Here is a 20,976-nt window from a genome sequence, read left to right as displayed (position 1 = left end):
CTTTTACACCTCCCTTGGAACAAAGCCCTGAGCGATTTCCTGTGCCCGTTTCAGACAATCTTTGCAGACCGATGATGGTAGTTCAGGCAACGGGAAATCCTGGCTCGCAGGTCCTTCCATGTTGTGCTGCCCTTTTAGGCTTAACAGTCCAGGGCCATGAACCTTAATTTCTCCCTCAGGTGTCAACTGGATGTAAGCGCCGCCACATGCAATAGTGATCCCGTTTTTTGCCGTTAGCTGCAGGTGACCTTGTGTTGACTGAACCGTGACGTCTTTCAGTGACGTAAGAGAGAGTGTGTCTGCGTGTGATTCTACTTCCAGTGGTCCTTTCGCCGAGACCAGCCGGATCCCTTCCTGTTGTGAAAGTAGCGAAATCGCTTTACTGGCGTTTACTGAGTGGCGCTGCGCGGTTGCAATATTAACCTCTCCCAGACTTTGCAGGTAGAGGCCTTTACCACTGTGCATTAGCGCAGTATCAGGGGTAACAGAAGCAACCCCTTTGGGAGCAACCATCAATAAAGCCGCTTCTTTCAGGTTACTGGCACCGTTAACAAACTCTCTCAGTGAATCAGCGTCTGGTGAAAAATTATGATGAATCTGGGCAATCCTGCCCCATTCGGTTATCTGATTCAGCGCACCTTTCAGCAAACTGACCGCCGGCTCCATCGCCAGCACCTGCCCCTGAGCCTGCGCCTGTCCGTCCGCGCTGATAAATATCCCTTTCTGTGCCCGGATAGCGCCCCAGCTGTCGGTTCTCAGCTCAAAGCCTTCGCCGCGCGGCTGCCTGTCACTGTCCACCAGGTGCCCCAGATTCAGCTGGCTCTTGCCGCCGTACTCCGTCGAGAGCTTGATATGCTCTTTCCCGCGCTCATCGTCGAGGCGGATTTTGTTGTTGGCCGGGGTGCGCAGGACGTTACGTTTGTCATTGCGAATGGTGACGTGGTCGCCGTGCGCCGAGTCGTGCAGCACGCCCGCGATATACGGCCGGTCAGGGTTACCATCCTCAAAGCCAATCGCCACCTCCGTCCCCGCCAGCAGCGGCAGGTGCAGGCCGTAAGTGTCTCCGGCATACGGCCGCGACTGACGGACCCACAGGCTCTCGAACCCGGTTTCCCAGCGCGCCCGGTCAAACAGCATATTCACCCGGTAGCGTCCGTGTTTGTCGATATGCCCGTAGGTGTCGTTTTCCCGGGTGCTGGTCACGCGGGCCGGCAGCGTCCCGGCCATCACCGGACGCGCGCCGGGCTCAGGCCGGTAGCCGACGTCCGGGCTGTCCGGTATGCCGGCAAACTCCACCGCAAAATCCGCATCGCGCCGGGCGTGGCTGTGCATCGCCGTGACGAGCACGCCCTCAGCAAACTCCCCGGCCACCTCCTCTCCGCCGGTGACCTTCAGCACCTGTCCCGGGCAGAGTGTCGGGCAGCTGGTGGTGGCCTGCATCCGGGTCTGGCCGTTCAGATAACGCTCATGACGAAGACGGGCGTAAAACGCCCCGGACTCCGGCGCCGGATGGCGGTCATGGACATTCCCGGCGGTCAGGTAGTTATCTCCCCAGTGGTAAGCCTCACCAAAGGTAGTGGTCTCCCCGCGGGTGACATCCACCTGCGCGTTCATGTCCGCCGTCGCCTCGCGGTAGTTGTAGTCGCGGGTACTGACCTGCTGCTCCACAACGCGGTGGCGACATGCCATCTCCCACACCGCGTCCACCCCGGCCGACTGCTGCCCTGACGGCGGGACCGAAGGCAACGTCAGCCCCTTCTCATAGCCCTGCTGACTGTCGCAGAACTCAGCGACGTCGATGTGCAGCCGCGTGTCGGCGGTAAACCGAAACCAGATCCCCACCTCACCCAGCAGCCGGGTGATAAAGCGCAGGTCATCCTCGCCGTACTGCATCACCTGCTCGCGGCGCGGATACGTTTTTGTCAGCGAGAACAGAAAATCCTGACCGCGCAGGCCGTGGCGCTCGCGGAGGATTTTTTCCACAATCTGCGGAACGGACTGGTCCTGGTAAATGGCGTTCTGGTGCGAGCGGTTAAGCAGCGCCAGGCGCGGCTGAAGCGTCAGCGCGTAGTGCGTTTCATCCCTGGAGGTACTGAGCCGTTCAAACCCCGTCACCACGCCCTGGATAACCCGCACGGGTTGCTGAACATTGATGCCGAAGCCCTGAGCCACCGGCGCCTGCAGCGTCAGGGAGGCTGCCTTCATCAGCATCATCTCTTTGCTGATGGCATGGTCTGCGCTGGTGAATTCAATACGGTAGCGGAACGGCTGGCTCAGGGCTTCATCGCCCTCGAAGGCCAGCACATCAAGCCCGGCTTCACATCCCTTCACCGAAAGCAGGTGGTGGTTATGGCTGAACAACAACGATTTCACGCTACTCATCGGATATTGTCCCCTCGTCAAACGCCATCACGACGCCTTCCTCTTCGTGATACCCCAGCGTCACCTGGCGCGGTTTCTGCCCCGCCGCCATATGGCTCAATAGCTGCTGACTCAGCGCCGGCAGGATCTGCTGATTCAGCAGACTGTCGACGTTACGGGCGCCGGTATCCGGCAGCAGGCAGGCCTCGGTCAGCGCGTCGAACAGGCTCTCGCTGAGGGTGGTGGTGATTCCGTAATGGCAAGCCAGACGCTGACTTACCTGCCCGAGCTTCATGCCGACAATGGCGCGCAGCGCTCCCGCCGGCAGCGGACGGTATATCACCGTCTGGAAGCGGGCCAGCAGCGCCGGCTGGAAGTGGCCGCGCAGCACCGGGCGCAGCAGCTCGTGCAGGTCTGATTCGCTGGCCTCCGGCTGTTCATCCAGCAGCTGCATCAGGAGGTCGCTTCCGAGGTTGGCGGTCATCAGGATCACGGTGTTGCGAAAGTCGATTTCACGCCCCTCGCCGTCGCGCATTACCCCCCGGTCGAAGACCTGGTAGAACAGGTTCATCACATCGCGATGGGCCTTTTCCACCTCATCGAGCAGCACCACGCTGTAGGGGCGTTTGCGCACCGCCTCGGTCAGGATCCCGCCCTGGCCGTAGCCGACGTAGCCGGGCGGAGAACCCTTCAGCTGGCTGACGGTGTGCGGCTCCTGGTACTCGGAGAGATTGATGGTGATCAGCGCTTTCTCGCCGCCGAACAGCGCATCGGCCAGGGCGAGCGCCGTTTCCGTTTTGCCGGTGCCGCTCGGCCCGACCAGCAGGAACACCCCTTGCGGACCGTTCTCCGGCGTCAGGCCGGTTTTCGCGGCGCGCAGGCGCCGGGCAATAGCGCTCAGGGCCGCCTCCTGGCCAACCACCCGTTTGCCGAGACTCTCTTCCAGACTCAGCAGCTCCGTCTGCTCATCTTTCATTAGCGAGGAGAGCGGCACGCCGGTCCAGTCGGCAATCACCGTCGCCACGGTGCGGACGTCGACGTCCAGCCCGAGCAGCGGATTGCCCTGCTGGACGGCGATAAGCGCGGTTTGTAGATCGCTAATTTCCGCCTGGCGGGAGATATCGCGGCGACAGGCGAGCAGCGCTTCCGTCAGCTGCAGCTCCTGACCATACTGAGTTTCAAGGGTATCCAGCGCCAGAATAAGGCGGTTCTCCTCCTGCTCAATGGCCGCCAGCCGATCGCCGCGGGCGCTGTTGCCCAGCGCAATATCTTCCAGCAGCGCCTGCTTCTCCATTGCCAGCACGGTGAGCTGCGCCTTCATGCGGGTCAGCGGCTCAGGCACGGTATCCAAACTCATACGCAGGCGGGCGGAAGCGGTGTCGAGTAAATCCACTGCCTTGTCCGGCAGCTGGCGACCGGTGAGATAGCGTCGTGACAGCGTCACGGCGGCGCGCACCGCATCATCCGTGATATGCACGCCGTGGTGGTCGGCATAGCGGGACTTCAGGCCGCGCAGCATCAGGCAGGCGGTGTCGTCGTCCGGCTCATCCACCTTGACCATCTGAAAGCGGCGCTCCAGCGCGGCGTCGCGCTCGAAGTACTGCTTGTATTCAGACCAGGTGGTGGCGGCGATGGTCCGCAGCTCGCCCCGGGCCAGAGCCGGCTTCAACAGGTTGGCGGCATCCGCGCCGCCCGCCTGATTACCCGCGCCGATGATCGTGTGCGCCTCGTCGATAAACAGCAGCACCGGCGAAGGCGACTGCTGTACCGCCTCAATGATATTTTTCAGCCGCTGCTCGAACTCGCCTTTGACCCCGGCGCCGGCCTGCAGCAGACCGAGGTCAAGGGTGCGCACCGACACTGGCTTCAGCGCGTCGGGGACGTTGCCTTCGGCAATGCGCAGCGCCAGGCCTTCCACCAGAGCGGTCTTGCCCACGCCCGGCTCACCGACGAGGATTGGGTTGTTTTTTCGCCGACGGGAGAGAATATCCACCATCTGGCGGATTTCCGTGTCGCGTCCGAACACCGGGTCAATCTGGCCGTCTCTGGCTTTGGCGGTGACGTCGAGAGTGAATTTGTCCAGCGCGTTCTGCAGCGCCGGATTGAGCCCATCCGCATTCAGTTCGCTGCCCGCAGGACGCCCCACAAATTCCACGTCCCCGCCATGGGGCTGCGCCAGCGCCGCTTCCTGCTGCGCTGGCGGACGTTCGTCGGACTGGGCATCAAGCAAGGGGCGCAGGCGTTCCAGCTGACGCTGGCCCAGCGTTAACAGCGGCCACAGGCCATCGCACTGGATCAGATTCTGTTTTTCAACCAGCGCCATCAGCAGGTGAACACTGCGGATCTGCGCTTCGCCGCTGAGCGAGGCAATCAGCCAGGCCTCCTGCATCAGCCTCAGGGTATGGTCAGAGAGCTGGGGACGATGACGTACCGAGCGCGGCTGTTTATCCAGCCAGTTCAGCAGATCCTGCCACAGCGCATCCATATCCCATTCATAGCGCCGCGCCAGCACCGTCAGATCGCCTTCCCCCTGTTCAAGCAGTTTAAGCAGCCAGTGCTCGGGCAGGATCTCGGCATGCGCCCGGGTCTGGCACAGGGAGGCCGCCCCCTCCATTGCGCGGGCACAGCAGGGATTAAGACGGCGTAACAGGCTGGCTGGATTTTCCATGAGATCCTCTCTTATTGGTTCCGGACACGCTACCGCCCGTCGCTGTTCCCGAACAGGAACCCCAAGCGCACAAGGTCAGGCAGACAGATTGTGTTTTTCTTTGCTGAGAACCCGTATCTCAGGCGCTCAGCAAAAAACGGCGGGCAGAGAAACGCTGCCCGCATCAGGCGATCGCCCGCAATAATCCCCGGCCGCAGAGATAACGATGCGGCCGGGATGAGCGAACGTCGCCTGCGCGCCAGCGGCGCGAAATATGACGGGCAATTACGCGGTGGCGCGTTCGTTCCAGCTATCGGAGTGAATGATGTTGCCGTCTTTATAGGTCCAGGTGATCTTCTCGTAGCGCAGCTCAATCTGTTCCAGATGGTTGTGCTTCTCGTAGGCGGGGTTTTTGATGTCGTGCATCAGGGGATTCACTTTCACCACCTTGACGTTCTCAAGTTTGGTATTGAAATACTCCACTTCCTGGCCGGCATCGTTGATTCGGTACCACTTGAACTCAGCGGATTTCAGGGTCTGGCCGGTGGTCACCGCCTTGTACAGGTAGGGGCTGGAGGAGTCGATCTCCTTGGTGAACAGGAACGGCGTATGAATACGCGTGCCGGTCAGTTTGCCGGTGTTGTTATCGGTCGGGATGTACAGGTTATGCTCCTGGGCCACCACTTCGATACTGCCTTCACGATCCTGAACGTCGACAGACCCTTTAATGTCCGCGCCGCCGTCGTCTTTCAGCCAAAGATAAACAGGAATTGCCATGGAATTACTCTCCATTGTGTAGTGAAGCGCCATCATCCTGGGATGACGCAGAGGGTTGGTCCGGTAACCGGCAGGCGTCTACCTGCGGCACCAGACTGATTTCGACACGACGGTTCAGCGCACGGCCTTCCGGCGTATCGTTTGTTGCAATTGGTCGGCTTTCGCCATAGCCCTGAACGGCAAAGCAGCTGTCCGGCACGTCGCCGGTATCGCGCATCCAGTCGCGGACCGATTCCGCACGTTTCAGCGACAATAGCTGGTTGGCTTTTTCCTCACCCACGCTGTCGGTGTGACCCGCCACCACGATCAGCCACCCGGGCCTGGCCTTAATGTCCATCAGCGAGCTGACCAGCCGCTTTGTCGAACCAGGCTTCAGTACCCATTTCCCGGTATCGAATAGCGACATGCTGTCAAGGCGGATGACATCCGGCGCGACGTGCTGCACCGGCCCGGGCGGAGGCGGAGGCGGCACGTAACCGCGAATCGCCTCCAGCAACGGCAGGCGAATCTGCTCCCCGTGATACAAGCCCAGACTCAGGCGCAGCGGGACGCCGTTACGCGCCCAGCTATCGAGCAGCGCGGCATCTGCACGCAGCACCCTGACAGCGCTGGCTTTTGGTCGATAATCATCCATTGCAATCCGCTCATAACGGGCAATATCGACGCCCACGCGCTGCAGCAGTTGTCGATTATTCCAGCCACTGCTGAGCAGCGCGGCGACAGCCGCGAGGGTGAAAATCGCGAGCGCCGCGCGCCAGGCCCTGCCTCGTGGCGTGAGTCCCCGTCCCGCCGGTAACTGCGGCAGGATGAGTTCCGGCAAAGCTGAAGCGTCCCCGGTGTCGCTCTCATCTGGCTGCCAGCCAGCTACCCGCGTCAGGCCGCTATGTCGGGATAACCACGTCGTCCAGGCCGACGATGCCAGACTTCCAGGCAGCGAGGGCCCGAGGCCCCACAGCACGGCCGCAGGGGTCAGAGGTGGCAGGTCGGTATTCTCTTCCGTCAACACGGCATGGACGTGCTGTTCAAACCAGCCCATCAGGCTGTTCATCAGCACCTGCTGCTCCAGCGCGGCCGCCCCACCGGCGCTTACCCAGGCCGGTACGGAACAGGGGGCGCAGGAGGGCTGCCAGACTTTCACCGCTTCACCCGGTATCGCCGCCTGCCACAACAGGTCGCGACTCATCGCGCTGCCCACCTGCCCCTGCAGCGCCAGCGGTACGGCATACCCCGTCTGCTGGCGCAGCTGGCTGAGTTGCCAGCGCAGGGCCAGCAGAGCGCTGGTCAGCGCATCGCTTTGCGCATGCCGCTGCGGGCAGACGCAGAGCAGCACCGACAGCTGAGGCCCCCATTCCGGCCGCTGGCTCAATACCTGGCGCGCGACCTGCTGTAGCTCCTCCGTCTTTTCCACGCGGATCCAGCAGCCCTGTTTGACCACTCGCACCGGTGACGCTGGCGGCCAGACACTCGGCAGGTCGCCGCAAACGAGGACCACCGGCTGGCGATAAGCGCCCTCCGGGAGAGGGGCCAGGGTTGATGCGACGTTACGTCCGGTACGACGACTGGCGATGCGCCATATCCCGATGATCAGGGCCAGCGTGACCAGCAGAATGAGCCACGCCCCCCAGCGGGGAACCGGCAAAAATAGCAGGCACACCAGCGCACTCAGCAGACTGGCCCACAGCGCCAGCCCACGCTGCTGCGCGGGGCTCATTTCACCTCCCCCGGTAACAAGGTCAGCAGCAGGTGATCGAGCCAGTGGTTGAGCCCCCACCACAGGGCGAGTACCACTACCACGCTCAGGCCAATACGTACCGGCCATGGGGCCAGCCAGCCGCTTATCCCCAGGCCGGCGCGACTCTCTACCAGTACGGGAGCGGTAGCCGGGCACTGAAAAGGAGGAACACGCTCACCGAGCGCGTTGACCAGCTTCAGGCGCTCGGGGTCGTGGAGGGAGCGAAAGCTGCCAATAAAACCCAGCAGCATCACCCGCTGAAAACAGGTGACCACGGCCAGGTTGGGCGCCGGTTCACGCAACACATCACGCATCCGCTCGCACAGGGTGTCGCCGGCGTCCATGGTGCCGAGGAAGTGCCCCTGCAGCGGAATGTCATACCACTGCAGGCAGGCCTCATCCTCCACGCCGCGCCCTTTCACGGCTTCATCGAGCAGCGCGCACTGGGCGGTGAGAATATGCTGACAGCTGGCGTCATCAAGCCCGCTCGCCTTCAGCTCATGTTGCACGCGCTCGACATCAGCAATACAGCGCTGCCATAGCGTGTACCCTTCCTCATCGCGGAACTGCGGGCCGTGGCGCAGGCTGATAACCTGCAGCCAGGTGTTCTGCAGCAGCGCATCAATATCAATGGACGCGGCGTTGCCGCGTTTAGGCTCATTCACGTTCGTAGTACCGCAAAAAGTTCAAGTTCAGGCTCACCGAGCATCCCCGGGACGTAAAACATACAGGTGCCGCTCTGCAGCATTTCCGTTGCCAGAGGGTGGGACACATCGAGGCTGAAATACTGATTTTCCAGACGCAGCGGGATCGCCGCCGGCACATGACGCAATGGCGTGAGGGGCACCCCTGTCCGCGAGGAGTTGACGATGGCTTTGACATGATCCGGACTGCCCACTTTGCACTGGCGCGGAAACTGCTCCTGCAGTTGGGCGACCGGTACCGACGAACGAACCGACAGGTAGTAATCAGCCCCTTCCCGCAGCCGGGCATCGTGCAGACGCGCCTGCCAGAAGTGCAGCCGGACATCATGCTCCAGGGCAATCGCCACCACCCGCGATGGCAGGCTCGCCTCCAGCAGGTCGCTCAGTAAATCAAACAGCGGCGGAAAAACCGCGTTCAGCTGGTCATGCTGATAGATCGGGACGGCATTCGCCTGATGGGTGAGCGAAAAGGTCAGCAGGCTACCAGCCAGGCGCGCCAGCTCCGGGTAGAGGCGTTCCGGCGGGCTTTGCCGGTAACGCAGAAAGTACCCCAGCACCGGTTCGGCGCTGTTCAGCGCATTCAGCAACCAGAACAGAGAGACATCGGCTACGGCAAAATCAGCCATCCGTTCATTGCTTTCGCGACGCATGGCCATCAGGCGCGTCAGACGAGCCCGGAGCTGGACGAGCAGCTGTTCAAGCTGCGTCGCCAGCCAGCGGCTGCCCTGGATCTGCAGCAGCGGCGGGAGAAACGTCTCGTCGATAAGCCAGGCCCCCTGCGAGTCCCGCTGCAGGCGAACAAGCGGACAGGTCAGGTAATCGCTGTTGTCCTGGTGGGCGAAGCGGAGGGTCAGCTCCGGCTGTATGACGGCAATCTGCCGGGTATCATCCCCAAACTGGTTACGGACATCGCGCCAGCGCTGCCGGAAGCGCACCGGCCTTTCGGCCACCTCCTCCGGCTTCAGACAGTTGCCGCCATTCGCCTGCATCAGGGGCAGCGCCAGCACGATCACCGCCTCGCCGGACGCGCCGTCCAGCGACAGCGCGGACGGCAGCGCATCGGCATTGTCCGTATCAATCATCGTGCCATCCTGGAACCGGACCTGCAGCCTGTGAGCCTGCAGGCGGCCCAGTTTGAGCATCTCTGGTTCGAAGGTCGCCTCAACCACTCCCCAGGGGTGGTTAAGACCCATCCGGGCAATCACTTCCGCAGTCCAGGCTGCATACGCAGCCTGCTGTTGAAAATGCTGAGGCGACACCATAATGCCCCGGCCCCACAACGGACGTTCCGTTTTCATCATCGTCCGAACCTACGCCTTCGCCTTTGGCATCTGGCTAACCAGCGACAGATTGACGTCCATCCCCTCGACCTGGAAGTGCGGCACCGCGTACAGCTTCACGCGGAAGAAGCCCGGGTTATCCTCGATATCTTCCACCACGCTGGCATCGCGCAGCGGATGGGAGGCCTGCAGCTCGTCGCCGGGGTCGGTCATTTCGGTCACCAGGCTCCGCACCCAGGTGTTCAGCTCCAGCTCCAGCAGACGCCGGTCCTTGGTGGTGCCGATATTTTCGCGCTGGATCATCTTCAGGTAGTGCGCGATGCGCGACAGCAGGAAGATGTAAGGCAGACGCGCGTTGATACGGCTGTTGGCGGTGGCGTCGGCGGTATCGTACAGCGCCGGTTTCTGCGCGGAGTTGGCCGAGAAGAAGCAGGCGTAATCGCGATTTTTGTAGTACGACAGCGGGATAAAGCCCAGGCTGGCGAACTCAAACTCCCGCGTTTCCGGGATCATCACCTCGGAAGGAATTTTCACCTGGTTGCCGGTGCCCAGATCGTACAGATGGATGGGCAAATCTTTCACCGCGCCGCCCGCCTGCGGACCGCGAATTTGCACGCACCAGCCGTTGTTAACAAAGCTCTTCACCATATTAGATGCGAAGGAGAACGCCGCGCTGGTCCAGAGATATTTTTCGTGATCCGGGCCCTTCACCTGCTCGACATAGTTGAAGCTGCGCACCAGCACGGTGTCCGGACCGTACGGCAGACGACCCAGCACGCGCGGCATCACCAGGCCGATGTAGCGGGCATCGTCAGTTTCGCGAAACGCCTTCCAGCGGATATATTCCGCACGATCGAAGTAGTTGCCGATATCCTTAATGGCAGCCACCTCTTCCATGGTCTCTTTCAGGAAGAAGGCCGGGCCGACGGCGCCGATAAACGGCATATGGGCGGCCGCAGAGACGCGGGAGATATTGCGCAGCAGCGCCACATCCTGCGGGCTGGCGTCGAACTCATAGGCCGAGATCACCGAGCCGATCGGCTCGCCGCCGGGAGTGTCATACTCCGCGGTATAGGTGTGCCAGTACAGGCCGCTCTGGATAAGCTCCGGCGCGTCCTCAAAGTCCTGGCGCAGATCGTCTTTGGCGACGTCGAGGATCTCCGTTTTGACGTTCTGCCGATAGTCGGTGTTGTCTACCAGCTGTTTGAGGCCGCGCCACAGGGATTCGACCTGCTGAAACTCCTGATGGTGCATCACCGCGTCCAGCTGACGGCTTATCTGGAAATCCAGCTCGGCGATATGGTGGTCGATCAGCGTTTTGTCGAGCTTTTCCACCCGCTGGCCGGACTGACGGATGCGTTCCATAAACACCTGCATCGCCGCGGTGAGACGTTCCGCCGCCGGCGCCTCGGAGAGCGCGGCATCGTCCAGAAAGTCGTTGATATCCCCGAGGCAAGACGCCGGGGTGAGATTAATTTTTTCAAACAGCGAGGCGTAAACGCCCTCGCCCGCGCTGTTTTCCTGCAGCGTGGTTTGCCCCTGAACAGGGGCGTTTTCTGTGGTAACAGACATTAGCATTTTCCCGGTTAATCCATTAACAGACTTGCCCCGCACTTATTTCGGGGCAAGCGCACTCATTTCGTCGCGTAATTCCTGGGACAGCGCCGGATCTTTCAGGATTGCCTCAAGCTCTTTTCTGAAAGTGGCGTTATCGAGCAGATTGGATTTGAGATCGCGTAATAAATTACGCATCGCCAGCATGGCGCGGAGTTGCGGAATTTGCCGGGCAACCTGCTCCGGTTCAAAATCTTTGATGTCGGTAAAACGCAGTCTGACGTTCTCCTCTTCGCCATTGCCGGCCAGCGTATTCGGCACCGAGAGGTTAACTTCCGGGCTAAATTCCGAAAGTACGCTGTTAAAATTATTTTTATTGACGTTGATTTTTTCTCTTTCCGATAAAGGCCGGTTTTCCTTCCCATGACTAAAATCGCCAATGGTAAGCAGCTTCAGCGGCAGTTCGACCTTCTTTTGCGCGCCGCCGGTATGAAGAGATAATTTGAGATTAATGCGCGCCCTGGGGACTTCATTCTGGAACGTATCAGCCATAGCAGTTCCTTTCCTTAAGGAATAATTATTGAAGATATATTGATGTGAAACGTGACGATGATAAAGCAAAAATGGATTACCGATCAACTTAACCACCTAATAATTATATTTATTCATAAACACCCACTTTCACCACGAAAATAAAAGCACCATGAATATCAATATTTAAAATGTGAAACAACAGTCAATGATAAATTCAATAAATAATGCACCAAAGGAATGTTTGCAATGGATACTATAAGGCGGGCTAAAACATTAAGCGGATGAATAAAGGAAACCATAGAGACGACCGGGGCAATATAATTCGCTCATTATGCAAATTTAGCGTAACAACGCAATCAATTACTCAGAAGGATAATATCTGGCTTCCATCCGATTGCCCCTTCGCGGCGGACGCTTAATAGTGCTGGCGCGAAATCTAAACGGTAACAATATTCTTCTGCTCCCCTTACTCCCCACAAACCGATTTTTTGCGGATAACGAGCCACAGCGCGATGTCGAACAAAGTTGTCGTTAGCAAAAAAACATGAGCCCGGTTACAAGACGCACACGACACCGTCGTCGGCATCCTGAACGGTTCGCATTCTGCAAGTCGCCAGGCTATATCTAAGACACCTTTCGCCCACAACGAGACACAAAGATGAGCAAGAAAATCCTAATGCTGGTCGGCGATTATGCCGAAGATTACGAAACGATGGTTCCTTTTCAGGCACTGCAGATGATTGGCCACCAGGACGATGCCGTCTGCCCGGATAAAGCCGCTGGCGACTATGTCATGACCGCAATCCATGACTTTGACGGCGCCCAGACTTATAGCGAAAAGCCGGGCCATCGCTTCACGCTGAACGCTGACTTCGCCGCAGTAAAGGCCGAGAACTACGATGCGCTAGTGATCCCCGGCGGCCGGGCGCCGGAGTATCTGCGCCTGAACGAGGAGGTTATTAAACTGGTACAGGCATTCGACGCCGCGCGTAAACCTATCGCCGCCGTCTGCCACGGCCCGCAGCTGCTGGCCGCCGCCGGTATTCTGCAGGGACGGACCTGCAGCGCCTATCCCGCCTGCGCTCCGGAAGTGCGCCTGAGCGGTGGGCACTATGCGGATATTGGTATCGACCAGGCGCATGTGGACGGTAACCTGGTTACCGCCCCCGCCTGGCCTGCTCATCCACAGTGGCTGGCGAAATTCGCCGCCCTGCTGGCGGAATAACCATACTGAGCCGGTGTTTTTGTTGAGCCACCCGCTCCCCTGCGGGAATCTATGCCTCAGCGCGGTGTTTAGTCTCGGGTAAACGCGCTGTTGTATGTTATGCCGATGGCGGGGATGCGCCACGATTTACCGCTTATCTTCAGGGGCCGGTTAAAAAACCAGCCCCTGAAAGATTTATCGCTGCCCTGACGGGCATCATCAATTCAGCAACGCGATCTGCTTGACCGCTATGTAATTGATTTTATAGATTATTTCAGGAGTTACGCGTTCTTTGATATCGCGGTCAACAAATACCCGAATGCAATATTTGATGATTTGATACTGATTTAACTTATCACCACATTCAATTAACGGTTTTATTTCGTAGCGGTTCTTAAGATCTTTCACCAAAAGCTTAACTTCGGTTTTATCCAGGTCTTTAAAGGCGCAGTCGGAGACAATATCAACGGCAAATTCATGTGGTTTGAAATGAGGCTGTAATACAGAAGTCAATAACCCGGTGAGTTGACTCTTCCACGCCTTATTTTCCTTGTCAGCGATGTTAGCTTTATACACAGAGTGTTTGGCCTCATAGACCTTCGACCATGGGTGTCGGTTAATAATGTCATCAAGTATTTTTTTATTAACCGCCTCGGTATCGCTGATATCTATCCATTCACCAACCTTGTCATTCAAAAAATAATCATCACTGCACGCCAAATAAAAATCCTTCAGCGCGTCGATGAAGCTTTCATCGCTATGGTCAACGATACGGTCGGTAACGTCAGCGATAATGACATTTTGTGGATCCTTGCTTTGCATAATCTCACATAATGTGCTCAACATCGTCGCAAAGGCGCGGTTTGTTTTATGGTAATATACCTGCGAAAAAAGGCTGGAGCGCGCCCCAATAAACTCAGCGATCGAATCAATCCCACTCTCTTTGTAAGCAAGGTACAATTTTCCCTGTTCCTCGACCGGGACAATTGACATAAACAAGCGATTGTAATCGTAGATGCCACACTTGACGCCAGAGAAATAGCCATCTCTGAGCAAGTAACCCATCCGGTCGGCATCGATCGGACAGGAAGAGATGATCGAGGTCATTAACGGCAGGATATCTGTTGCCTTTCCATTAATTTCCTCAATGATCTGTTGGTCACCGTATCTTTTTTCGATGATTTTTAACACATTTTCGATATTTATTTCGTCATCAATCTTACCTTGTTTTCTCAGATCATGATAAATCATCAGGCTGAATAACAGCGAAAGCTGTTCATGTTCAACTTTCTGTTCTGGCTTGCTTAATACATCAATGATCGAATGGTAGGCTGTGGGGAGAACATCGGAGAATTCGTGCTTACAAGGCATAAAACTCTCAAACTGGTGGGATACCGGCCCGTGCCCGATGTCATGCATCAGGGCAGCGAGTCTCAACTCCTGAATGTTGTGTTTTGGTATCTGATCGATATGACCAAACACATGGCCATCATCATATTTCTTTTGATACCGTATCGCATTCAGGCGTAAATTATTGAGTATTTCACTTGATAAATGCAGCACCCCGAGAGAGTGTTCGAAGCGGCTGTGCACCGCAGAGGGAAACACCTTATATAAAAAAGAGTTCTGTTTAATGTTGCGTAAGCGCTGGAAAAGGGGGTGATTGATAAAGGCAATCTCGAGTGTCGTCAAACGAATAGTGCCGTGAATGGGATCAAGGATCTTACTGGTCAATTCATTTTCAAAATCCATATCTTAAATCCTTTCATACGTGCATTAAATATATTTAGCATATTGACTGTTTATTCAACAACAATCTTGCGCATTCAGGCAATAAGGTCAATCACTAATATTTAACGAGCAACGCGGCAGATCATTATTTCCTTATCTCTCCACAGCGTCGCGCTATATCGGCATCCACTAACATATCGATTGACTACGGATGAAAACAGCCCCGGTTTTCTTCGCTCAGATGCGCATTCCCCCGGAAACCTCAATGCGCTGGGCATTCACCCAGCGATGATCATCGGATAACAGCGAGGCGATCATCGGCCCGATATCCTCTGGCAGGCCAGGTCGGCCCAGCGCCGTCATGTTCGCTACCGCCTGAGCGACCTGCGGGTTATCCCGCACCACCCCGTCGCTGAAATCGGTGGCGATGGCGCCGGGCGCCACGCAGTTCACCGTGATCCCGCGACTGCCCAGCTCAAACGCCATATAGCGAGTCAGGGTTTCCACCGCGGATTTCATGATCGCATAGGGCGCCCGGTTCGCCATCACGATGCGGGTGAGGCCGGACGAGACATTCACTATTCGCCCGCCATCGGCCAGCAGCGGCAATAGTTTTTGACTGAGGAAAAAAACGCTCTTCACGTGGATGCGATACAGCGCATCGAATTCCGCTTCTGTGGCGTTAAGAAATCCCATGCCGCTGGCGTTGCCGGCATTATTGACCAGATAATCAAATTTATCGGCGCCCAGCTCCGTCAGCGCGCCCTGAAAAGCGCTAACAAATGCGTCAAAGGTGTCGATTTCGCCGGCGCTGAAAGGCAACGCGATCGCCCGGGCGCCCAGTGCTTCAACCCGTGTAACCACCTCGTTCGCCTCGGCAAGACGCGTTTTGTAGGTCAGTACTACATTTACGCCGCGCTGTGCCAGCGCCTCGACGGTCGCGCGTCCCAGGCCGCGGCTGCCGCCTGTCACCAGGGCGATTTTTGCGCTATTGTTCATGTTTTCTCCTTTTCTCTCTGCTGAAAACATGAGCGATTATAAGCCCCTGAATGCCGACGATAAGACCGCGTTGGGCGACAGGATAGTTTTGCCAGCTGGAACAATGTCATGGATAAACTGGATACTCTGACCTTGTTTGTGCGCATCGTCGAACGGGGCTCATTCAGTGCCGCCGCCGCGGATCTGGGGGTTTCCCGGCCAGTAGCGACCGCGGCTATTAAAGCGTTGGAGGTCAGTCTCGGGGCGCGGCTGCTACATCGTACCACCCGGCACGTACGGCCGACGGCAGAAGGCTCGCTGTATTATCAGCGCTGCGTGTCCATTCTGGCGGCCCTTGAGGAGGCCAACCGCAGCGCCGGGGGGAGCATCTCCGGCACCATTCGGGTAGACGTGGCGGGCAACCTGGCGCGGACCCTGCTGCTGCCCGCGCTGCCGCAGTTTCTCGCCCGCTACCCGGACATTGCGCTGCAGATCGGCGAAAGCGAGCGTGACGTCGATCTGGTTCGCGAGGGAGTCGACTGCGTCATTCGCGGCGGCCATCTCCCCGACAGCGAGATGATCTGCCGGCCGCTCGCCGGGTTGCAGGAGATCACCTGCGCCAGTCCGGCCTACCTCGCCCGGTACGGCACCCCGCATACGATTGAAGGACTGACGGGCCACGTGATGATCGGGTTTGTTTCATCGCGCACGCAACGTACCTTGCCGCTGAGCTTTACCCAGGATGGCCGTCAGAGCGAGGTCAGTTTGCCCTGTCGGCTGCTGACTTCCGATGCCGACGTCGGCGCCGAAGCGGCAAGGCTTGGCTTTGGCCTGTATCAGGCCCCCTTGCCCCGCCTTGAGGCCGATCTGGCGTCGGGCGCGTTAACGGAAGTGCTCGCCGATTTTCGCCCTGCGCCGCTGCCGCTCTCCCTGCTCTATCCCAGTAATCGGCAGCTCTCTGCCCGGGTACAGGTATTTATCGACTGGGTGACGGCGCTGATGAAGCCTCCCCTGGCGCAGCAGGCATCCGGAAGGCTAAAATAACGTTTGCTATTATTCACGGCACGTGCGTTAATCGTTGAGTCGATTTACCAGACAAAAAGTTATTATCTGAGTACGTGTTCTCATCTCCAGGCGTTATCCCTGATACCACCTTCCTTTGAGCAGTCCCGTTAGTAGTTTGCTTTTTCTGTAAACAGGCCCTGTCAGATCCTTGTCGGCCCCTTAAAAAGTCCGCCATCTGACACAAAACCCGGCTTACCACCAACTAAAATCAGCCGCGTTAATTTTCCTGAAACGACCATTGTCTTTTCAACAGAACATCACCCATACAAGGTTTACATTATGATCGAACATATCCATTTTAGATGCCCATGCTGCCATGGCTCCCAGTACAGAACGTCCCAGTTTGATGTGACGGAAAAAAATCCCTTTGGTGCGAAATGCATTTTCTGCAAATCAGCCATGATGACATTAGATACCATCCGTCCTCATCACCTGGGCGTGCACTCCGCTGCCCAGGCACAGCAATAAGATGATGAAGCCGGTGAACGCGGGTAGGGAAATTCCCCCGGTGATTCACCCGGGGGCAACGTCTGTTCCCTCACCCGCAGCGATCGTCGGTGGCATGGCTTAGGCGGGTATCAGGCAACGCTTTTATCAGGGTCGTCACATTCTCCCCGGCGCGGGTTTCCACATTAAAATAGTCCACCGCGCGCAGAATAAGCCGCAAACCTCTGCCGCTTTCCGCTAACGGATCGACATCGAAGCGCTCATCGCCACGCGCCAGCGCCAGGCGCTCGGCCGGAAAGACCTCTCCCGCATCAATAAAGCGCAGCGTCACGCGGTCATTGGTAGCGAATATTTCCCGGGAGACTGCCGCTTTAAAGGCCACTGCGACGGAAGCATCCAACCGACATGTCACCGGCCAGAGGATCAACTGTCACCAGTCAGCTGCCCGTGACGATCGACTACCGCATTGACAACCATCGCGGCAAACGCGTGGGCGCTAACCAGCATACTGAACCCGTCGCCGCAGCGCAGGCGAGGAGATGGATATCGAATCAGCCGATGCCGCAATCAGTCGTGGATTTTCACCCCCAGACATCCGCGAACGAACTCAGGGTTGAAGTGTTTTACCGCTTCGCCAACATAGCCTAAATCCAGGGCGCTGATTTGCGCCATTTCGTTATCTGTTAATCCGAAATCCCAGATAGCAAAATTTTCTTCAATGCGCTCCTGGCGGGTGGATTTAGGGATCACCGTGACGCCACGCTGCACGTTCCAGCGCAGGATGACCTGTGCAATGGTTTTTTGATGGGCATCGGCAATCCCCTGCAGCATCGCCTCTTGATACGGATTATGTCTGCCGCCGCCTAACGGCGCCCACGCTTCCGGCTGAACGTGATAATGCTTCATGGTTTCCAGCGCCGCAGGCTGCGCGAAATAAGGATGCAGTTCAACCTGGTTCACCATCGGCCTGATTCTGACAGTTTCGCAGAAGTTAGCTAACACATGGGGGTAAAAATTGGAGACGCCGATCGCTTTCAGGGTACCGGCTTCATACGCGTCTTCCAGCGCGCGCCAGGCGCTGAAATAATCGCCCATCGCCTGATGTAGCAAATAAAGATCAAAGTATTCCAGGCCCGATTTTTTTAATGACGCGGCAATCCCGGCTTTCGCCATCCCGGTGTTGGCCATGTCCTGGACCCACAGTTTGGAGGTAATAAACAGCGCCTCGCGGGTACACAGACCTTCGGCGATGGCTTCGCGCACGGCCTCACCCACCGCATCTTCATTATCGTAGACGGCAGCGGTATCGATGAGGCGATAACCGGTGCGAATGGCGTTCAACACCGCCTGCTTACACTCCGCTTTATCGGTCACCTTGAAAACGCCGAAACCCAGCATCGGCATTTTGCGAGCGTTACTTAATACTGAATATTCCACGGTGAAGCTCCCCTCTTGTTAAAACACCATGGTAAGACAGGAACGCGGTCACGATTAGCCTGTCATTCCTGATTTGACTTATGCATTCAATTCATTAATCGCAGTGCGCTGAGATGATCTGATTTTGACAGAGAGCAGAAAAGTCACCCCTGCCGCGCCCAGCAGTAACAGACCGCTCAGTGCAAAAGTGCTGTGCCATCCCAGACTATCAAACACCAGGCCGCCTACCGTTGACCCGAGGGCTATCGATAGCTGGATCACGGCGACCATCAGCCCGCCGCCCGTCTCCGCATCCTCGGGCAGCGTCCGCGCAATCCATGTCCACCAGCCGGTGGGCGCCGCCGTCGCCAGCAGCCCCCACAGGCTTAACAGTACGGCGACCGATCCCGTGTGGTGTCCGGCCAGCAGAAGCGTTCCGGCAATTGCGGCCATTAACAACGGGATAGCCACCAGCGTCGGATAAAATCGGGCATTCAGAACGGTCGTAATAAGCAGCGTGCCGATAAAACCGGCGATACCCATTGTCAGCAATATCAGGGACAGACCAGAAGGACTGACTTGGGTCACCGTCTCCAGAAACGGTCGCACATAGGTAAATAAGGTAAACTGTCCCATAAAGAACAGTCCGCAGGCCAGCAATCCCAGGGATAGCGTAGAAAGACGGAACAGACGCAGCACCGATCCCTGCCGCTGTGGTGCGCGCGGACTTTTCATCGACGGCAGGCTAATGCATTGCCAGACGAAGGCCAGCACCGCCAGCGGGACAAGACATAAAAAGGCGCCGCGCCAGCCGACGGTGGCCCCCAGGTAGCTGCCCAGCGGCGCTGCCACAACGGTGGCCAGCGCGTTGCCGCCGTTAAAGATGGCCAGTGCGCGGGGGACCTGGCGTTGCGGCACCAGCCGAATGGCCGTTGCCGCCGACATCGACCAGAAGCCGCCGATGACGATCCCAATGAGCGCTCTGCCCAGCATATAAACCGGGAAACTGGACGCCAGGGCAATAATCACCCCAGAGGCCGCCATCAACGCCGTGAGCCCCAGCAGCAGCCATTTACGGTCCAGCGATCCGGTAAGACGGGATATCGTCAGGCTGGTCAGTACCGCCAGCGCGCCAGAAAGCGCAATGCCCTGACCGGCTAATCCCTCGGTAATGTGTAAATCACCCGCGATGGGTGTCAACAGACTGACCGGCATAAATTCTGAGGCAATGAGCACAAATACGCAGAGCGTCATCGCCAGGACGCCGCTCCAGTGTGCCCGGGTGTTATGTAATCCAGACATTATTTATCTCCGACAAAACAAAGCCGCCTGAAGGCGGCTTTGGGGATGTCTCCGGCACAGGAGAGCTATTGCAGGTTGGTTTTGAAAAATTGCGTGAATGTAGCAAAGGGAATTTTGCCCGCGACGTTGTCATAGAGATCGACGTGGTTTGCGCCAGGGACAATCACCAGCGCTTTCTCTGAGCTGCCGATGGCCTTAAAGGCATCTTCGGCAAAATAGCGTGAATGGGCTTTTTCGCCGGTCACGATAAGCGTCGGAATAGTCACTTCGCTGGCGTAACTCAGCAGCGGCATATTCATAAACGACAGCGGCATCGTCGCATTCCAGGCCCCGGTTGAATTAACCGAACGCGGATGGAAACCACGCGGCATACGGTAATAATCGAAGAACTCTTTCAGGACCGGGTTGGGGTTGGCGGGCAAGGTTTCCGGCAAAATACGATCGGCAGCGCTGACGTTGCCCTTATCATCAACATAAATGTCATGCCCACCGGGGACGAAGGTGCCGTTTGCCGCATCTTTCCAGCGCTGCACGTTCAGATAGCGCAGTACGGCGCGACGATCGGCAGTGGTATAGCGGTCTTTGCCATCGCCCACTCCATGCCCCATCGCGCGGCTCATGTCATACATTACGCTGGTCGCCACCGCTTTGACGCGTGTATCCATCGCCGCGTCGTTCAGGGCCATACCGCCCCAGCCACAAATGCCGAGCAAACCGATACGGTTGCGATCCACCTCTTTTTGCAGGCCCAGAAAGTCCACCGCGGCACTAAAATCCTCGGTATTGATATCCGGTGAGGCCACGTTGCGTGGGTAGCCACCGCTTTCGCCCGTATACGATGGGTCAAACGCCAGGGTGACAAACCCCTGTTCGGCCAGCGTCTGGGCATACAGGCCGCTGGACTGCTCTTTTACCGCGCCGAAGGGACCGCTCACGGCAATAGCTGCCAGTTTGCGTTCACCGCGATCCTTCGGCAGGTAGAGATCGCCAACTAAGGTTATCCCGTAGCGGTTCTGGAAGGTCACCTTACGGTGATCCACTTTCGAACTCTCAGCAAAAGTTTTGTCCCATTTTTCAATCATTGAAACAGGCGCATTCGGGTTAGTTGTCTCAGCAGAGCTCATCGTTGTGACTCCAGTTAATGAGGCGCAAAGCAGCATGGCAGGTATCGCGGCTGTCAGTTTTTTGGTGAAAACCGTCATCAAAATTCCCCTAAATAAACGTGATCAATGCAAGTCTTCAGT

16 protein-coding genes and 1 pseudogene are annotated in these 20,976 nt (G+C 57.6%); 3 read left to right on the top strand and 14 right to left on the bottom strand.

Annotated elements, in window-relative coordinates; genetic code table 11:
* Positions 1–3: 3 nt before the first annotated feature.
* The 8 genes from BHE81_RS04455 to tssB all read right to left on the bottom strand — a co-directional run bounded on the left by BHE81_RS04455 (position 4) and on the right by tssB (position 11,607).
* Positions 4–2,373, bottom strand: a complete 2,370-nt coding sequence (locus tag BHE81_RS04455) for a type VI secretion system Vgr family protein (protein ID WP_024623002.1) — start codon at positions 2,371–2,373, stop codon at positions 4–6.
* Between the two features lies 1 nt (position 2,374).
* Positions 2,375–5,029: a type VI secretion system ATPase TssH gene (tssH, locus tag BHE81_RS04450; RefSeq protein ID WP_023302030.1), complete on the bottom strand. Its 2,655-nt coding sequence runs from the start codon at positions 5,027–5,029 to the stop codon at positions 2,375–2,377.
* 264 nt (positions 5,030–5,293) lie between these two features.
* Complete coding sequence (gene hcp / locus BHE81_RS04445) at positions 5,294–5,785, bottom strand: type VI secretion system effector Hcp (RefSeq protein ID WP_002902160.1); 492 nt, start codon at positions 5,783–5,785, stop codon at positions 5,294–5,296.
* A 4-nt stretch (positions 5,786–5,789) separates the two neighbouring features.
* Positions 5,790–7,496 carry an OmpA family protein gene (locus BHE81_RS04440; protein ID WP_023342870.1) on the bottom strand — a complete coding sequence of 569 codons (1,707 nt, stop codon included), beginning with the start codon at positions 7,494–7,496 and terminating at the stop codon, positions 5,790–5,792.
* Positions 7,493–8,182 carry a type VI secretion system protein TssL, short form gene (gene tssL / locus BHE81_RS04435; RefSeq protein WP_004176431.1) on the bottom strand — a complete coding sequence of 230 codons (690 nt, stop codon included), beginning with the start codon at positions 8,180–8,182 and terminating at the stop codon, positions 7,493–7,495. Before tssL ends, BHE81_RS04440 begins: the two co-directional genes overlap by 4 nt.
* Positions 8,179–9,522, bottom strand: coding sequence for a type VI secretion system baseplate subunit TssK (gene tssK, locus BHE81_RS04430; RefSeq protein WP_023286325.1), 1,344 nt, complete (start codon positions 9,520–9,522; stop codon positions 8,179–8,181). Before tssK ends, tssL begins: the two co-directional genes overlap by 4 nt.
* Before the next feature lie 9 nt (positions 9,523–9,531).
* Positions 9,532–11,073, bottom strand: coding sequence for a type VI secretion system contractile sheath large subunit (tssC, locus tag BHE81_RS04425; protein ID WP_023342871.1), 1,542 nt, complete (start codon positions 11,071–11,073; stop codon positions 9,532–9,534).
* Between the two features lie 42 nt (positions 11,074–11,115).
* Entirely contained in the window at positions 11,116–11,607 is a 492-nt protein-coding gene (gene tssB, locus BHE81_RS04420; RefSeq protein ID WP_004176434.1) for a type VI secretion system contractile sheath small subunit, read from the bottom strand.
* 640 nt (positions 11,608–12,247) lie between these two features.
* Between tssB and BHE81_RS04415 the strand changes: the two genes are divergently transcribed.
* The gene (locus BHE81_RS04415; RefSeq protein ID WP_023342872.1) at positions 12,248–12,814 is read left to right on the top strand and encodes a DJ-1/PfpI family protein; all 567 of its coding nucleotides are present in this window, start codon (positions 12,248–12,250) and stop codon (positions 12,812–12,814) included.
* A gap of 198 nt (positions 12,815–13,012) precedes the next feature.
* Here BHE81_RS04415 and BHE81_RS04410 read toward each other — a convergent pair whose 3' ends face one another.
* Positions 13,013–14,545 carry an HD domain-containing protein gene (locus BHE81_RS04410; protein ID WP_101850595.1) on the bottom strand — a complete coding sequence of 511 codons (1,533 nt, stop codon included), beginning with the start codon at positions 14,543–14,545 and terminating at the stop codon, positions 13,013–13,015.
* A 216-nt stretch (positions 14,546–14,761) separates the two neighbouring features.
* Positions 14,762–15,523, bottom strand: a complete 762-nt coding sequence (locus BHE81_RS04405) for an SDR family NAD(P)-dependent oxidoreductase (protein WP_023279949.1) — start codon at positions 15,521–15,523, stop codon at positions 14,762–14,764.
* 108 nt (positions 15,524–15,631) lie between these two features.
* On the opposite strand from BHE81_RS04405, the gene BHE81_RS04400 reads away from it, so the two are divergent.
* Positions 15,632–16,546, top strand: coding sequence for a LysR family transcriptional regulator (locus BHE81_RS04400; protein WP_023316767.1), 915 nt, complete (start codon positions 15,632–15,634; stop codon positions 16,544–16,546).
* A gap of 300 nt (positions 16,547–16,846) precedes the next feature.
* Positions 16,847–17,035, top strand: coding sequence for a hypothetical protein (locus BHE81_RS04395; protein ID WP_004176439.1), 189 nt, complete (start codon positions 16,847–16,849; stop codon positions 17,033–17,035).
* A 70-nt stretch (positions 17,036–17,105) separates the two neighbouring features.
* Here the strand turns inward: BHE81_RS04395 and BHE81_RS04390 are convergent.
* The 4 genes and pseudogenes from BHE81_RS04390 to BHE81_RS04370 all read right to left on the bottom strand — a co-directional run.
* Positions 17,106–17,369, bottom strand: a pseudogene (locus BHE81_RS04390) (ATP-binding protein); the annotation flags it as partial.
* 212 nt (positions 17,370–17,581) lie between these two features.
* Positions 17,582–18,451 carry an aldo/keto reductase gene (locus BHE81_RS04380; RefSeq protein ID WP_023342875.1) on the bottom strand — a complete coding sequence of 290 codons (870 nt, stop codon included), beginning with the start codon at positions 18,449–18,451 and terminating at the stop codon, positions 17,582–17,584.
* 78 nt (positions 18,452–18,529) lie between these two features.
* Positions 18,530–19,732 carry an MFS transporter gene (locus BHE81_RS04375; RefSeq protein ID WP_023342876.1) on the bottom strand — a complete coding sequence of 401 codons (1,203 nt, stop codon included), beginning with the start codon at positions 19,730–19,732 and terminating at the stop codon, positions 18,530–18,532.
* A 65-nt stretch (positions 19,733–19,797) separates the two neighbouring features.
* Complete coding sequence (locus BHE81_RS04370; protein WP_024623005.1) at positions 19,798–20,934, bottom strand: alpha/beta hydrolase; 1,137 nt, start codon at positions 20,932–20,934, stop codon at positions 19,798–19,800.
* Positions 20,935–20,976 lie beyond the last annotated feature (42 nt).

Origin of the sequence: Klebsiella sp. AqSCr, assembly GCF_008452795.1 — a bacterium.
Taxonomy (GTDB): Bacteria; Pseudomonadota; Gammaproteobacteria; order Enterobacterales; family Enterobacteriaceae; genus Klebsiella; species Klebsiella pneumoniae.
The sequence above is the reverse complement of the archived record's forward strand: the minus strand, read 5'-3'. Positions and strand labels throughout refer to the sequence as shown.